Consider the following 15,078-nt stretch of genomic DNA (forward strand, 5'->3'; position numbering starts at 1 on the left):
GTGGTTCGTGGCGGCGATGGTGACGAACCCAGATGAAGGCGGGATGACGGCCGGCCGCGCGTTGCGCCGGGCCGTCACCCGCGGCGGCGGCCTCAGCGCGCCGCTTCGACCTTGATGCGCTCGTTCGGCACCTCGCCGAACATCTCGGGCGCGTACATCGCCTCGACGCGGCTCGGCGGCAGCGCGAAGTCGCCGACGTTGTTCAGCCGCACCGTGTACTCCATCTTCACCACGCCCTTGGGCAGGTACTGGTAGTAGCTGCGGAAGGCCTCGAAGCTGCGTTCCTCGAAGGCCGGCCAGCCGGCGCCCGACTTCTTCTCGCCCTGGGTGGCGATCTGCGAGTCGCGGCCCAGGCCGCTGCCGAGGATGGTGGCGCCGCCGGGCACCGGGTCGCTGATGACGACCCAGGTCATGTCGGCGCTGGCGTTGACCTCCAGGCTCACGCGCAGCACGTCGCCGCGCGTGTACTTGCCGGCCACCGCCTGCTCGACCGGCGTCACGGTCTTCTTGATCGCATAGCCGGCCGCGAACGGCGCCTTGAGCTGCACCGCCGCGATCGACTGCATCGTGAGCCAGGGCTTGCCCGTGCCCTGCTGGGTCACGAGCAGGGTGTCGCGCACCGGCGCGCCGCCGGGCGATGCGGCCCACGGCAGGAACATGCCGTTGTTGCGCAGGTTGCCCGGCGAGGCCGGGGCGCCGAAGAAGGTGGTCTGGTTCGGCGCGCCGGTCGCGTCGCTGGCCTTCACGCGCTCGACCTTGATCCAGTCGACCTGCGCCTTGGCCGCGCCCAGGGTGGCGGCGGTGATGCCGGCCACCGGCGTGCTCTCGAACACCTTGCTGAACTTCTCGAGCGCCAGCCCGCCCCAGAGGTTGGCGGTGGTGGTGTGCCAGGCGCCGTTCTGCTGCCGGCCGATGAAGCCGTTGGCCAGCTTGCCGATGTCGTCCTTCCAGGCCGGGTCGTCCATCACGGTCAGCAGCAGGCGCGCGGTGTTGACGTCGCCGTTGGTCATCAGCCACCACCAGTAGTCGTCGCGCTCGGTGCTGAAGATCAGCTTGGTGCCCTGGTAGGACAGCCGCGCCTTGAGCACGTTGTTGGCCTCGTCCAGGCGCTGCTGGCGCTGCGGCACGTCCTGCACGCGCTTGAGGATGTTGAGCCAGTCGATCACCGCGCTGGTGGGCCACTGGTTCGGCGCGATGGTGATGCTGCCGAGCATGGCGCCCGAGGCCTTGCCGTAGCGCGACAGCGCCTCCAGCGCGGCCAGCTTGCGCACGTCCAGGTCCTTGCGCGGGCTCCAGAAGTCGCGCGTGAGGCGGCCTTCGACGAAGGCGATCAGGCCGGCTTCCATCGGCGCGCGCACGTCGTCGGCGAGCGCGAAGGCGGGATCGAGCGAAGCCGCTTCGTTGGTCGCCGCCAGCAGGTACGAGGTCAGGATGTCGCTGCCGCCGTTGGCCTCGCCGTCGCGCGGCGGGAAGTAGCTCGCCAGGCCGTCGCTGTCGAGGTAGGTGGGCAGCTGCGCGAGCACGCCCTGCCACATCTTCGCGTCGCGCAGGCCGACCGACTTGCTGGTCTTCTGCTCGAGGCAGATGAAGGGGTAGTTGGCGAACCAGTCGCGCACGCCCGGCAGGCCTTCGGCCAGCTTGGGCTGCAGCGACAGCTTCAGGCCGCCGCGGCCGGGCAGGGCGTCGGCCGGCGGCGCGACGTCGATGGTGAACGGGCCGTCGACCTGCACCAGCGTGGCCTGCTGCACCGTGAGCGGCACCGAGGGCACGATGCGCTGGCGCACCTTGAGCGCGTCGCGTGCGCCGCCCAGCGTGTCCTTGGCCTCGATCTCCCACAGGATCGCCTCGGCGCGCGTCTGCGCGAGCTGCGCCGGCGCGGTCACGTTCCAGGCCACCTCGCGCGCCTCGCCGGCGGGGATGTCCACCGTCTGCGGCTGCAGGGTGAGCAGCGTGGCGCGCGGCGTGGCTTCCACCTTCATCGCCTTCTGCGTGGTGTTGCGCAGCGTGATCTGGGCGCGGAACTGGTCGTCCTCGCGCACCAGCGGCGGCAGGCCGCTGATGATCTGCAGGTCCTGCGTGGCCTGGATGCTGGCCTGGCCGGTGCCGAACAGGTCGGCGCCCGAGTCGGCCACCGCCACGATCTTGAAGGTGGTCAGCGCGTCGTTGAGCGGCACCGTCACCACGGCCTGGCCGTTGGCGTCGAGCACCACGCGCGGGTTCCAGATCAGCAGGGTCTCGAGCAGCTCGCGCGTCTGGCCCTTGCCGCCGCCGCCGCCCGCGGGCACGGCCTTGCGACCGTAATGGCGCCGGCCGACGATCTCCATCTGCGCGGTCGAGGTGCTGACACCCCAGCTGCGCCGCTGCAGCATCGCGTTGAGCAGGTCCCAGCTGTCGTTGGGCATCAGCTCGAGCAGCGCCTGGTCGACCGCGGCCAGTGCGACCTCGGCGCCGGCGGCCGGCTTGCCGTCGGGCAGCTTGGCCGTGATCGTGACCTGCGCCTTGCCGCGCACCGGGTAGCTGGGCTTGTCGCTGGCCACCGTCACGTCGAGCTGGTGGGCGCGCGTGCCGACCCGGATCTCGGCCATGCCGAGGCGGTAGGCCGGCTTGCTGAGGTCGACCATGGCGGTCGGCGCCACGTACTCCTTGCCCTCGTACCAGAAGGCGGTCCACCATTCGCGCGGCGCCTTCCAGCCCCAGCTGAAGAAGCTGTACCACGGCACCTCGCGCAGCCGTCCGCGCAGCGCGAGCACGCTCACGTAGGCGTTCGGGCCCCACTCGGGCTTGACCTGCAGCGTGACCGTCGGATCCTGGCCGTTGAGCTGCACCACGTGGGTCTCGATCACGCCCTCGCGCTCGACCGACACCAGCGCGGTCGCGAAGCGGAACGGGCTGCGCACCTGGAACTTGGCGGTCTCGCCGGGCTGGTAGCTCTTCTTCTCGGGCAGCACGTCGATGCGGTCGTTGTCCTCGCCGCCGAACCAGAGTTCGCCCTGCTTGGTCACGTAGACCGAACTGGCGGCGCGGGCGTCGCGGCCCTCGCTGTCGGTGGCGCTGGCGACCAGCTCCACCTCGCCGGCGTCCTTGAGCTCGGTCTCGCACAGCAGCAGGCCGCGCGCGTCGCTCTTGCCGCTGCAGACGGTGCCGATGTCCTTGGTCTCGGTCTTGTTGTCGTAGGTGTAGAAGCCGCCCACCATGCGCTTGCGGCTGGTGGTGGTGATGCGCGCCACCGCGCGCACGTTGAGCGTCACGCCGGCCTGGGGCTTGCCCGCGAGGTCGAGCGCGAGCGCCTGGAACTTGACCTTCTGCGCGGTCGAGACCCAGCCCTCGGTCTTGATGCCGGCGATCACGCCCGCGGGCCACAGCGTCTGCGTGCTGCGGATGGTCTGCACCTCTCCGTTCGGGTCGGCGTAGGTGGCTTCCAGCAGCAGCTCGCGCGCGGCCTTGACCTTGGGCACCTTGTCGATCGTGAGCTTGCCCGCGCCGTCCTTGTTGAGCGTGAGCGGCAGCTTGTCGGCGATCACGCGCGTGTCGCTCGCGCTGTTGAGGTCCTCCTCGCCGCCCGTGGCCTCGGGGCCGGCCGCGGTGGCCGCCTGCAGGCCCGCGGCCTCCACCGGCCGCGGCGGGCTGAAGCTGAAGGCGTCGTAGTCGGAGAAGCTCAGGCTCTTGCCGCGCACCATGGCCGACACGCGCACCGGCAGGTTGGCCGCGCCGCCGCCGGCCACGTAGTTGATCTGCACGTCGGTGGGCACGGCCGTGGCCGCCACCAGCGGCTTCTTGTCGCTGGGCGCGATGCGGCCCTCGAGCACCGGCAGGCGGAATTCCTCGACGCGGAAGATGCCGGTCGCGAAGCTGCGTCCGCCGCCGTCCTCCTCGTCCCCGTCGCTCTCCTCGCTGTTCTTCTTCGCGCCGCCGCTGCGCAGCTGCACCTCGTAGACGCCGAGCTTGGCCGCGGCCGGAATGGCGAAGCTGTTCTCGGCGCTCAGGCCGCCGGTGGCGGTCTTGCGCCAGGCCAGCGGCTGGGTGAACTGCTGGCCGCTGCCCTGGTGGGTGATGACCAGCGTGTCGGGCGTGCCCTCGGGCAGGCCGAAGCCCTTGCGGGTCTGGGTGCGGATCAGGCTCTTCATAGACACCGTCTCGCCGGCGCGCAGCAGCGTGCGGTCGAAGATGGTGTGGGCGATGCGGTCGGGCTCGGGCTGCAGGCTGGTGGGCACGTTGAAGCGCCAGGGCTCGATGCCGCGCTGCCAGTCGCTCTGCGTGAAGGCGAGGTCTTCCACGCCCTTCTCGTCCTTGGCGCGCGCGCTGACGAACCAGAAGCCCTCGCCGTACTCGTCCTCGCCGTTGCAGTTGGGCGCCTTCGAGGGCACGCCCTCGAGCATCACGGTGCCGTCGGCGCCGGTGGTACCCGAGGCCACGGCCTTGCCGCGGCAGTCGGACACGCGCACCTGCGCGTTCGCCACCACCTTGCCCTTGTCGAGCGTGGTGACCCAGGCCATGGAGTTCTCGCGGCCCAGCTTGAAGTGCACCGCGAGGTTGGTGGCCAGCGCGCTGGTGCGCACGTACATCGTGCGGTTGGCGCCCAGGCGCTCGTCGAGCAGCGCGTCGCCGAGCTTCTGCGAGGCGATCTCCAGCACGTGGAAGCCCGGCGTCAGCGGGATGCCGATGACCTCGAAGGGGCGCGGGTCGCCGCTCTCGGCCTTGGGCATGTCGAGGGTTTTCACGCCGGGCTGGCCCGAGAGCAGCGACAGCGTGCGGGTCTGCACGTAGCTCTTGTCGCTGCTGTCGAGCACCGGTGGCAGCGGCGTGCGCAGGTCCTTGCGCGCCTCGGTGCGCGCGATGGAGTAGCTGTCGTAGCGGCGCACCTTGCGCAGCCACTCGATGATCTCGGCGTCGGTCTTCGGGTTGATGTCGCTGACCTTGCCGGGCGTGAGCGCCTGCACCATCAGCTGCGGCTCCACGCGGCGCACCGTCACCGGCATCATGGCCGGGGTGTCGGGCTCGGCCAGGCGCTCGATCACGCCGAAGGGCGAGGCCGCGAACTTGGCCAGCGGCGGCATGGCGCCGGTCGCCACCTTGAGCGGGAAGCTGTCGGGCGAGGCCAGCGGCCGGCCCGAGGCGTCCTCGAACTTCGAGGGCAGCTCGATGGTGAAGGAGGTGCTCTCGGCCAGCGGCGGCGCGAAGTTGATCGAGCTCACCACGTCGTCGGCGTTCTGGGACGAGCCCTCGTCGTCGAACTTGGGCGCGAGGGTCTTGCCGCCGCCCTTGAGCTGGATCGCCGCGGCCATCTTGCGCGTGACCGGGGCGTTGAACTGCAGCGTCATCGGGCGCAGCGGCAGGCAGGCGGCCTGCGCGTTCTCGCGCTCGCAGGTGAAGGAGGCCGCGAAGGGCTCGCGCACCTCGAAGCTCAGCCGGCGCTCGACGCTGTTGGCGACGCCCGAGGGCGTGGCCACGCCCTTGCCGTAGACGATCTGCAGCTTGCTGCCGGGCGTCAGCGTGCGGTTGCACTGCAGCGTGACGAAGCGCAGCGGCTCCTTGGCGGCGGCCTTGTCGCGGCCATAGGCCTTGAGCAGCTCGGTGCGCTGGGCGCCCTCGATCAGCTTCACGGGCACGCGCTCGCCGATGCCGTCGGCCGCGCACCAGACGTTCTCGCGCACGCTGTCGAGCGTGGCCGGGCCGTTGAGCTCGAGCACGAACATCTGCTGCTCGTCGATCTTGCCGTAGCTGCCGGGCTGGAAGCTGCGCACGAAGGGACCGCCGGTGGAGAACTGGTAGCGCTCGGGGCCGGTCAGCTCGCCGTTGGCGGGCTTGAAGGAAGCGATGCGGCCGATGGTGCAGCGCACGCCGGGCGGCAGGTCGTTCTCGAAGTCGTAGACCCACTGCTTGGCGTCGGTCCAGCGGCCCTGGCCCTTGCCGGCCTGCGCGTCGGTGCAGCTCACCGACAGCGGCGGCGGCGCCTTCGGATCGCCGAAGTTGACCGCGGCCTGGTCGAACTTGGCGACCACCTGGCGCACGCGCGAGACCTCGCCCTGGGGCGTGAGGCTGGTGATCTGCAGCGCGAACGCGGGGGCGGCCAGTGCCGCCGCGCCGAAGGCCAACCAGAGGGACCGCGCACTCATCGAACTGTTCACAACTATCTCCTCCTGAGGACAGCGCACGAGGGTAGCCGATTTGCATGGCGCCACGGCAGTGCCGTCCGTCATAGGCCGGTGGGCCGGCGCCTGCGAAGTCGCCCCTTCTTCTTACAATCGTTGACCCGGGCGAGCGTCGCGCGGACGAAGTCAGGAAACCGCCGCCAACCGATGAAACGCTACTGGGAAATCGACGCCTTGCGCGGGCTGATGCTCGTGCTGATGACCGTCACCCACCTGCCGACGCGGCTGACGGACCCGCTGGGCCAGCCCTTCGGCTTCGTCTCGGCGGCCGAGGGCTTCGTGCTGCTGTCGGCCTTCGTCGCCGGCCTGGTCTACAGCCGCATCGGCCATGCGCGCGGCCTCGAGTCGATGCGCAGCGCGTTCTGGCGCCGCGTGCTCAAGGTCTACCTCTGCCAGGCGGCCACCCTGCTGTTCCTGTTCACCGTCATCACCGGCGTGGGGCTGCACATCGACCAGCCGGCGGTGAAGAACCTGGTCTCGTACTACCTGGCGGCGCCGCGCGACGGCTTCATCTACGGGCTGCTGCTGATCTACGAGCCGGCGCTGCTCGACATCCTGCCGATGTACATCTTTTTCATGCTCATGAGCCCGTGGGTGCTGGCCTTCGCGATGCGCCATGGCTGGCTGCCGGTGATGGCGCTGAGCGCGGTGCTGTGGGCGGCGGCGCAGTTCGGCTTCAGCGAATGGGTCTACGGGCTGGCGGTGCGCCACCTGGGGCTGCCGGTGCCGTACCACGAGATGGGCGCCTTCAACACCTACGCCTGGCAGTTCCTCTGGTTCGCGGGGCTGGCCATCGGCGCCAGCCGCAATGCGCCGGGCGTGAAGCCGCTGCGCTTTCCGGCCTGGCTGCTGCTGCTGGCGGCGGGCGTGGCGCTGTACTGCTTCTACTGGCGCCACACTGGCATCAACGGCCAGGCGCCGTTCGGCGGCGACGTGGAGCGCAACCTGCTGTTCGACAAGTGGCTGCTCGGGCCGCTGCGGCTCGTGAACCTCGTGGCGCTGGGCATCCTCGCGGTGCGCTTCGGTCCCTGGCTGATGCGCAGGCTGCCTCGGCTGGGCTGGCTCGAGGCCATGGGCTCGGCCTCGCTGCCGGTGTTCTGCGCGCACCTGGTGGCGGTGCTGCTGGTGCTGGCCTTCTATGGCGACAGCCAGACCGCGCGGCCCTGGTGGGGCGACGCGCTGCTGCTGGCGGCGGTGTTCACGGGCATGTACCTGGTGGCGCGCGTCTCGCGCGGCGCCGATGTGCCGCCGCCGGCCGACGAAGTGCCGACCGAGCCGGCGCGCGCCTGAGGGCGCGGCGGCCGGCCCGCCCCCTCCCGGCTCCTTCTACGCTTCCTCGAACGAGCCCGCGATGTGGCCGCGCCATTCGCTGCGCTCGATCTCCTCGAGCGTCGGGTCGGTGGTCTCGTAGTCGCTCAGTAGCGTGAGGAAGCCCTGGGCCACGTCGCCGAGGCCCTCGGGATGCAGCCAGCCCCATTCGCATTCCTCGCAGTGCACGTACACCCGCGCGTTGGTGATGTCGTTCTGGAACAGGAGGCGGCCCTGGTTGCAGTTGGCGCAGGTGCTGGACCAGTAGAGGGTTCTCATTTGACGGGGTAGGAGGTGATGATCTGGTTGGTGCCGGGCACGAGCTTCATCTCGACCGAGCGAAAGAGCTCGCCGGTCGCCGCGGCGTTTCCGCCCGCGCGGCCCACGATCTCGTCCATCGGAACCCGGAGCATACCGGTGGCGTCGGGCTTGAGGCCCAGGTCCTGCGCCCGCTGCCAGGCCCGGTTGGTGGTGTCGACGCCGTCCTTGTAGAACACGCCGTGGCTGTCCTTGCCCGGCACGTCCTGGTTGTGGCGGCGCACGTGGTCCTCGCGCTTCTCGCCCTTGTAGGGGCCCTTCTTCGGCACCACGGCCTCCCAGTCGAGCGGCGTGTACTTGCGCTGCACCACCGTGCCGCGCGCCGCGGCCGCGGGATCGAGCGGCTCCAGCGGCGCGCCGCGGTTCATCTCGCGCGACCTGGCGAGCGCCTCGCCCGAGGCCGCGCGGCGCTCCGCCGCGAGCCGGGCGAAGGTGCGCGTGCGGGCGACCCCCACGAGGCTGCCCGAGAGCTGGTTCACGCCCGCGACCGCCTGCTCCGAGCCGCCGAGCAGGCGCGTGAGCGCGCCCGGGCCGCCGTAGACCGGTCCCAGGAAGGCGATGCCCATGGTGTTGCCCCAGCGCAGGTTGCGCTCGTCGAGCCAGCCCTGCTCCTGCGGCGTCAGCGGCGCGCTGTAGCGCGGGCCCGGGTTGTAGACGTCGCTGACGAAGTCGAGGTCGCGCCGCACCCGCAGCGATTCCTCGGGCGGCAGCGGGGCCTTGCCGGTCAGGTGGTCGGCGAGCCGCTGGCGCTTGTCGTCGATCAGCGATTGCGGCACCTCGTCGGGCCACTTCTCGCATTCGCGCTGGAACTCCTTGGCGCGCATGAGTTCGTCGGTGGGCTCCACGCCGACGGGCCGGTCGGTGCCGGCGGTCCAGCGCACGTACCAGGGCTTGGCGTCGAACTCGGCCTTGGCGCGCGCGTAGGGTTCGCCGCAGATGCCGGGGCGGCGGCGCACCATCGGTCCCTTGGGCACCTCGAAGGTCAGCACCCGCCCGGGCGTGCCGTTGCCGAGGAAGGGTGGCGTCGTGAGCAGGGAGGACAGCGAGGGCGCGGGCACCGCCTGCCCCGGCGCCTTCTCCTCGTCCTCCGGGATCGAGCTCATCAGGCGGCCCCGTTCATCTCGCAGAGATCGCCATGGCGCGCCACGGCGCGGCTCTCGACGAACACCGTCTGCGAACCGGCGACGATCTTCACGTTGCCCGCGCCGAGCGAGACGCCCGAGCGCACGCCGCTGCCCGCGTTGCCCGCCACGCCCTTGACGATGCTGTCGACCATCAGCACCTTCTCGCCGCGCGCGAACACGGTGTGCGAGTAGGCGGCCTGCTCGGGCGGCAGCATCGAGACGATGTCGAAGGGCACGACCTGGTTGCCGACGATGCAGAAGTCGGGCGCCACGTTGACCACCATGAAGCGCGACTCCGCGTCGGCGATGTGTTTCTCGGCGCTCATCCGGTGGTCTCCATGGCTGCCGGTGCGCCGCCGATGCCTTGCGGGAGCGCTCGCTCGAACAGGTCGACCGCGACCGTGTCGAGCGCCTGGTCGAGCGTGAGCCGCCAGGTCAGGTGCACGAGCATCTCGTCCAGGTCGATGTGCACGGTGTCGAGCTTCATCGCCGTGCTGCGCTCGGTGCCGTCGCCGCCACGGCACAGGGCCTCGATCCACAGCCGCGGGAGCCGGGCCTCGAGGTCGGGCGCCGAGGCGAAGAAGCCGCTCAGCCGCAGGGTTTCGTCGCCGCGCAGGCCGCCGGCCACGACCTGGTCGGCCGGGGCGTACTGGAAGAAGCCTTCGTCGAAGTCCTCGGCATAGTCCATGTAGGGCTGGTCGCGATGGCGCTCGCGCCAGGCATCGTCGTAGGTGCCGGCCAGCGCGAGGCGCGGCTGCCAGAAGCGCGCGATCGGCGCGAAGCCGGCCGGCCGCGCGTCCTCGTGGTTGGCCTGCGAGAGCGGCGCGTCGGCATGCTCGATCTGCGGTCCGGGAAAGGGCTGCTCGACCGCATGGCGCGCGCCGGGATGCTGCCCCTGCGCCGCGCCGGCGAACCAGCCGCTGCCGCAGGGATTGGCCGCGTGGGTGCGCGGCGCGGCCGATGCGTCGTCGCCCGGGTCGAAGCCCCAGCCGCCATAGGCGAGCTCGTAGCGCAGCGGGACCGCGAGCGCGGGTTGCGGGGCGCTCAGGGTGCGCTGCGCGGCCTCGGGCTGCCAGTCCCAGTGGCGCGGCCCGGTCAGCCGCAGCGTCTTGTCCAGCAGCGGCGTCTCCTCGCGAGACAGCCGCAGCCGCGCCTGCCATGCGTCGCGCGGCGTCCAGTCGAGCGCGTGCGCGGTGCCCGTCAGGTAGACGTCGGCGCCGGGCTTGACCAGCAGCAGGTCGGTGGCGGTGCGCAGGCTCGACAGCGCCGGCTGCGCGGCATCCCAGGGTTCGTCGGCGAAGACCGGGCCGCGGTGCGAGGCCGCGGCCTCGAGCCGGCCGGGCGCGAGCACGAAGCTCGCGCACAGCACCACCACGTCGTGGAAGCGCCGCCCCTTGCCCATCTTGTCGAACTGGAAGTGCACGAAGGACGTGGCGTTGCGCAGCTGGCGCAGCCGCGGCGCGGGGATCGGCGGCGCGGGCTCAGCCATGGGCGCCGGACTTGTCGATCGCGCCGACGCCGCTGGCGACCGCGCTCGTGACCGTGCCCAGGACCTGCGTCGCATGGGCCGCCGCGTCGCCGCCGCCGGCGGCCACCTGCTGGGCGATCGATGCGAGCTGCCCGGCCTTGCCGAGCAGTTCGGCGGGGTTGCCGCCCATCAGCGCGCCCAGGCTGGCCAGCGGGCTGCCCGGCGGCTCGGCCGGCGGCGCGCTCGGCACCGCCGCGGGCTGCAGCGCCGCCGCGCCGCCCACGGGGTTGAGCCAGATGTGCTCGCCGTTGACGGTCACGTCGTCGCCCTGCGCGGTGATGTTGATCTTCTTGCCGGTGACCGCGATCGAGCCGTCGGCCTTGAGCTGCACCACCGAGGCGCCCACGCGCAGCGAGATGGTCTTGCCGTCCATCTCGATGTGGCTGCCCTTGTCCCCGCCCACCGAGAGCAGGTATTTCTCGCCCACCTTGGTGGTCTGCGTCTTGCCGACCATGGTGTTGTCGACCATGCCCACCAGGGTGTTGCGCAGCATGCCGACGTTGAACGAGTAGGCCAGCCCGATGTTGACCATCTTGGCGAGGCCCACGTTGTGCATGTAGGCCATGCCGATGGTGCCGAGCTGGTTGCGGCCGACCTTCTTGCTGCGGTCGCGCCCCACCGAGTGGGTTTCGTCGTGCTCGACCTCGATGTCCTGGTTGCGCTCGGCATGCAGCCACACCTGCTCGGCGCCCTTCTTGTCCTCGAAGCGGAAAGCGTTGGCATTGGCTTCGCTGCCGTCCTCGGTGCTGCGCGAGAGCAGGCCGCTCTGCGTGGCGTTGGCCGGCAGTTCCCACGGCGGCATGTTGTCGGCGTTGTAGACGCGGCCCGTGACGATCGGCCGGTCGGGGTCGCCGTTCTCGAAGTCGACGATCACCTCCTGGCCGATGCGCGGAATCTGGATGCCGCCGAAGTTGGTGCCGGCCCAGGGCGAGGAGACGCGGACCCAGCACGAGCTGTTCTCGTCCTTGGTGCAGTAGCGGTTCCAGTGGAAGCTCAGCTTCACGCGGCCGTACCGGTCGGTCCAGAGCTCGCGCCCGGCCGGGCCGGTGACGATGGCGGTCTGCGGTCCGGTGGTGCGCGGGCGCGGCACGGCGGGCGCGTCGGCGCGGTAGACCTTGCTGGTCGGGATCACCTCGAAGTCGACGCGGCACTCGAACTGTTCCTGCCCCGAGGCCTCGCCGGGCTCCTGCAGGCGCAGCCGCGCGGCGGTGACGAGGTATTCGCGGTTGGCCTCGTTCTGCGGATGGCGCTCGAGCGTCAGGGTGCAGCCCGGCACCACCGCGCGCAGGTTGCCCGAGCCGCTCGCGCGCTCGCCGCGGCTGCCGGTCTCCTCCATGCGGCGGCGCACCAGCTGCTCGCCTTCGGACTCGACCGTGTAGTCGCCGGGCCAGCCATAGCGTTCGCGTTCGTTCTGCGCGGTCTTGCGCGGCATCGCGCTGACCTGCTGCAACCGTGCCTTGGGCCGCTCGAAGTCGAAGTCGTCGGTGACCCAGCGCCCGCTCTGCAGCGCCTCGAAGGCGCAGAAGCTGTCGCAGTGCTCCTCGCGCACCGTGTCCTCGGCCGCGTGGAACGGGATCTTCTCGTAGCCCGCGTTCGCGAAGGGCCGGTGCGCGTCCATCTCGTCGACGATCGCCAGCGTGTGCTTGTCCTCGGCATGCTCGAAGTGGAAGTACAGCCCCCATTCGTGCAGCAGCCGCGCGACGAAATCGAAATCCGTCTCGCCGTACTGCACCTGGAAATCGCGCGCCGGATAGCTGCGCGAGGCGCGGATGTCGAGCGCGAAGCCGTAGGGCGAGAGCACCTCGCGCACGATGTCCAGCACCGTCTTGTGCTGGAAGATGCGGTAGTCGCTGCTGCGCGTGGCGAGCGTGAGCCAGGGCTCGATCTCGGCTTCGTAGAGCGCGCGGCGGTTCTCCAGCCGCAGGAAGCGCACCCGCGTGACCAGCCCCGAGAGATGGCGCCACTCGCCGTTCGCGCCCGGACGGCCGTCGAGCAGGATGTGCACCGCCAGCGGTTCGCCCACGAGCTGCTTGATGGCGACGTTGGCGGCCTGCCGCTCGTTGAGGCCGGGCTGCTCGCGCGTGCTCAGCGTGACCGTGTAGGCGAACAGCCGGCTCAGTCCCTCGTGGCCCTCGACCGCGACCGGCTCCAGCGCGGAGTCGCCGCCCCATTGCGGCATCGCGGGCGAAGTGACTCGCAGGACGCGTTGGGCTCGCGAAGCGCTCGGCATGGATCTCTCCCTGAACGTCCCGCCGTGGCTGCATGGCGCCCGGCGGGTGTTGACCATGCGTCGTTTTTACACGGCCGGCGCGGGTCCTCGATGACCGGGCGTGCGGGCCCGACGTAGGACACCGCCGGCAATGGGCGAAAGCCGGCGGGAAAGTTCAGTCGAAAGAATTCGAATCCGCGCGCGACCGCCTCAGGGCGCCGGCACGAGGTGCGAGGCGATCACCGACTGCCACAGCCGGTAGCCCTCGTCGGTCATGTGCAGCCGGTCGCCGCGGAACAGCTCGGGCCGCGGCTTGCCGTCGGGCCCGAGCATCGGCGTGAAGATGTCGATGTACTCGCTGTTGGGCAGCCGGTTGAGGTAGGCCGAGACCATGTGGTTGGTCTCGCGGATCAGCGGCATCAGGTGCTCGCGCGAGGGGCTGGGCTTGACCGAGACGAAGCTGATGCGCGCATCGGGCAGCTCGTTGCGCACCGCGTTGGCGAAGCGAACGAAGGCATCGAGCACCTGCAGCGGCGTGCGGCCCTCGGCGAGGTCGTTGTCGCCCGCGTAGACGATCACCTGGCGCGGCCGGTAGCGCACCACGAGGTCGTGCGCGAACAGGCTGCAGTCGGCCAGCGTGGAGCCGCCGAAGCCGCGGTTGACGATGCCGGGCACGTTGGCGAAGTCCTGCGAGAGGCGGGTCCACATGCGCACCGTGGAGCTGCCCACGAACACCACGCCGCCGGGCGGCGGCAGGCCGTCCTGGTCGGCGCGCGCGAAGGCCTCGAGCTCGCGGTGCCAGCGCACGCGCGCGGCGAGGTAGTCGGCCGAGGAGACGACCGGGTCGAAGCTGGCGGCGGGCGCCGGGGCGAGGGCGGGTGCCTGGGCCTGGGCGGCGAGCGAGGCGGCCAGCAGGCACAGCGCGGCGAGCGCGGTCTTCGTCGAAAGCATGGAACGAAAAGAAAAAGCGGGCGGGCGGACCATCGGGAAAGCCGAAGCTGGGCGAACAACGGGCGCCGCGCACGGCACCCGCCAGGCCTCAGATTGTCTTCTCGATCAGTGCACCCTTGAAGAGCACCGGGCCGGTCGGCCCGCCTTCGCTCGGTACGCCGCCCTTGGGCTCGAGGCTGATCGCGAGCGTGGGCACGGCGCGCACGTCGGCTTCGCTGGCCGGCAGCCGCAGGCCCGGCGCGCGGTCGAGCACGCCCAGCGAGCGCGGCGCGCCGCCCGGGGGCAGGGCCCACAGCTGCAGCGACTTGTCGGCGCCTTCGCTGAAGCCGCCCACGCGCTGCAGCACCAGCTGGCGTTTCTTCGGATCGAAGGTCACGAGCATCGAGGCCGCGTCCTTGTCGTCGGACAGCACGGCCACGTACTGCACCGCGGGCGCGTTCTGCAGCTGGTCGCGCAGGTTCAGGCCGACCGTGACCGCGAGCACCGTGGCCAGCGCGCCGGCCGCGGTCGCGCCGCGCCACAGCGCGAGGCTGCCGAGCCAGCCGCCCGCGGGCTTGCGCTGCTGGGCCGCCGCGGCCGCCTCGCGCTGGCGCGCCAGCGCGAGCTGTGCCTGCTCGGCGTCGATCATGTTGCGGATGCGGGTCCAGACGGCCGGGTCGGGCACGACCGGGCTCTGCAGCTCGGTCATGCTGGCCAGTCGGCCCTGCCAGACCAGCGCGGCGGCGCGCACCGGCGCCTGTTCGCGCGCGAGGGTCTCGAAGCGGCGGCGCGCGCCGCCACGCAGGGTGCCGAGCGCGTGGCTCGCGGCCAGCAGCTCCAGCAGTTCGGGATGGGCGGTGAGTTTCATGGCGGGGCTACTTTCTCTGCGCCTACGCGAAGCGTCCCATGCAGACGCGCAGTTTCTCCAGGCCGCGCCGGATCCAGGTCTTGACCGTGCCCAGCGGCAGCTTGAGCTGGTCGGCCAGTTCGCCATGGCTGAGCTCGCGCAGGTAGGCCAGGCTGACCACCTCGCGCTGCCGGCCCTCGAGCTGGCTCAGGCACTGGTGCAGCGCCCAGGCCTGCTCGCTGGCATCGGCCGTGTCGGCCGGGTTCGGTGCCTCCGATTCGAGCGTGTCGGCCATCAGCTCGTCGAATTCCTGCGTGAGCTGGGCCCGGTCGGCGGTGCGGCGGCGCAGCAGGTCGAGCGCGCGGCTGCGCACGATCAGCCCGAGCCAGGCCAGCGGCGGGCTCAGGCTGGCGCGGTAGTCGCCGGCCACGCGCCAGACGGTGAGAAAGCTCTCCTGCAGTACGTCCTCGGCCCATTCGCGCTGCCGGACCACGCGCATCGCGAGGCCCATGAGCTTCGGGGCGGTCCGGTCGTACAGGATGCGCAGGGCGGCTTCGTCGCGATGGCCGATCCGGTCGATCAGCGCCATCAGCTCGGCGTCGGGGCTGGGTGCGGTCATTCGCCGATTGTGGGGCATCGCTTTGCATCCCTGGAATACGGCCGCG

The 15,078-nt window shown here is 71.1% G+C and carries 10 protein-coding genes; 1 reads left to right on the top strand and 9 read right to left on the bottom strand.

Annotated elements, in window-relative coordinates; all coding sequences use genetic code 11:
* Positions 1–92 precede the first annotated feature (92 nt).
* Positions 93–6,113 (bottom strand): alpha-2-macroglobulin family protein, encoded by a 6,021-nt coding sequence (locus AC1HIL_RS11610; protein ID WP_479672488.1) that lies wholly within the window; start codon positions 6,111–6,113, stop codon positions 93–95.
* 183 nt (positions 6,114–6,296) lie between these two features.
* Here AC1HIL_RS11610 and opgC point away from each other — a divergent pair, with 183 nt between their 5' ends.
* Positions 6,297–7,439 (top strand): OpgC domain-containing protein, encoded by a 1,143-nt coding sequence (gene opgC, locus AC1HIL_RS11615; protein WP_057596398.1) that lies wholly within the window; start codon positions 6,297–6,299, stop codon positions 7,437–7,439.
* Between the two features lie 36 nt (positions 7,440–7,475).
* Here opgC and AC1HIL_RS11620 read toward each other — a convergent pair whose 3' ends face one another.
* The 8 genes from AC1HIL_RS11620 to AC1HIL_RS11655 form a co-directional block, all read right to left on the bottom strand.
* Positions 7,476–7,736, bottom strand: a complete 261-nt coding sequence (locus tag AC1HIL_RS11620; RefSeq protein WP_261217747.1) for a hypothetical protein — start codon at positions 7,734–7,736, stop codon at positions 7,476–7,478.
* Positions 7,733–8,878 carry a hypothetical protein gene (locus AC1HIL_RS11625; RefSeq protein ID WP_057596400.1) on the bottom strand — a complete coding sequence of 382 codons (1,146 nt, stop codon included), beginning with the start codon at positions 8,876–8,878 and terminating at the stop codon, positions 7,733–7,735. The genes AC1HIL_RS11620 and AC1HIL_RS11625 overlap by 4 nt, the downstream gene beginning before the upstream one ends.
* Complete coding sequence (locus AC1HIL_RS11630; protein WP_057596401.1) at positions 8,878–9,225, bottom strand: PAAR-like domain-containing protein; 348 nt, start codon at positions 9,223–9,225, stop codon at positions 8,878–8,880. Before AC1HIL_RS11630 ends, AC1HIL_RS11625 begins: the two co-directional genes overlap by 1 nt.
* Positions 9,222–10,388, bottom strand: coding sequence for a DUF2169 family type VI secretion system accessory protein (locus AC1HIL_RS11635; protein ID WP_261217745.1), 1,167 nt, complete (start codon positions 10,386–10,388; stop codon positions 9,222–9,224). The genes AC1HIL_RS11630 and AC1HIL_RS11635 overlap by 4 nt, the downstream gene beginning before the upstream one ends.
* Positions 10,381–12,606: a type VI secretion system Vgr family protein gene (locus tag AC1HIL_RS11640; RefSeq protein WP_479671850.1), complete on the bottom strand. Its 2,226-nt coding sequence runs from the start codon at positions 12,604–12,606 to the stop codon at positions 10,381–10,383. Before AC1HIL_RS11640 ends, AC1HIL_RS11635 begins: the two co-directional genes overlap by 8 nt.
* A 240-nt stretch (positions 12,607–12,846) precedes the next feature.
* Positions 12,847–13,587, bottom strand: a complete 741-nt coding sequence (locus tag AC1HIL_RS11645) for an SGNH/GDSL hydrolase family protein (protein WP_479671851.1) — start codon at positions 13,585–13,587, stop codon at positions 12,847–12,849.
* A gap of 88 nt (positions 13,588–13,675) precedes the next feature.
* Positions 13,676–14,434, bottom strand: coding sequence for an anti-sigma factor (locus AC1HIL_RS11650; protein ID WP_057597842.1), 759 nt, complete (start codon positions 14,432–14,434; stop codon positions 13,676–13,678).
* Positions 14,435–14,456: 22 nt separating this feature from the next.
* Positions 14,457–15,032, bottom strand: a complete 576-nt coding sequence (locus AC1HIL_RS11655; RefSeq protein ID WP_296730687.1) for an RNA polymerase sigma factor — start codon at positions 15,030–15,032, stop codon at positions 14,457–14,459.
* Positions 15,033–15,078 lie beyond the last annotated feature (46 nt).

It is taken from the genome of Variovorax sp. ISS6 (assembly GCF_056523145.1).

Coding starts and splice junctions, on each gene's coding strand:
- AC1HIL_RS11625 (WP_057596400.1), bottom strand. CDS start 8,878: ATGAGCTCGATCCCGGAGGACGAGGAGAAGGCGCCGGGGCAGGCGGTG.
- AC1HIL_RS11610 (WP_479672488.1), bottom strand. CDS start 6,113: ATGAGTGCGCGGTCCCTCTGGTTGGCCTTCGGCGCGGCGGCACTGGCC.
- AC1HIL_RS11635 (WP_261217745.1), bottom strand. CDS start 10,388: ATGGCTGAGCCCGCGCCGCCGATCCCCGCGCCGCGGCTGCGCCAGCTG.
- AC1HIL_RS11630 (WP_057596401.1), bottom strand. CDS start 9,225: ATGAGCGCCGAGAAACACATCGCCGACGCGGAGTCGCGCTTCATGGTG.
- AC1HIL_RS11645 (WP_479671851.1), bottom strand. CDS start 13,587: ATGCTTTCGACGAAGACCGCGCTCGCCGCGCTGTGCCTGCTGGCCGCC.
- AC1HIL_RS11640 (WP_479671850.1), bottom strand. CDS start 12,606: ATGCCGCAATGGGGCGGCGACTCCGCGCTGGAGCCGGTCGCGGTCGAG.
- opgC (WP_057596398.1), top strand. CDS start 6,297: ATGAAACGCTACTGGGAAATCGACGCCTTGCGCGGGCTGATGCTCGTG.
- AC1HIL_RS11655 (WP_296730687.1), bottom strand. CDS start 15,032: ATGACCGCACCCAGCCCCGACGCCGAGCTGATGGCGCTGATCGACCGG.
- AC1HIL_RS11650 (WP_057597842.1), bottom strand. CDS start 14,434: ATGAAACTCACCGCCCATCCCGAACTGCTGGAGCTGCTGGCCGCGAGC.
- AC1HIL_RS11620 (WP_261217747.1), bottom strand. CDS start 7,736: ATGAGAACCCTCTACTGGTCCAGCACCTGCGCCAACTGCAACCAGGGC.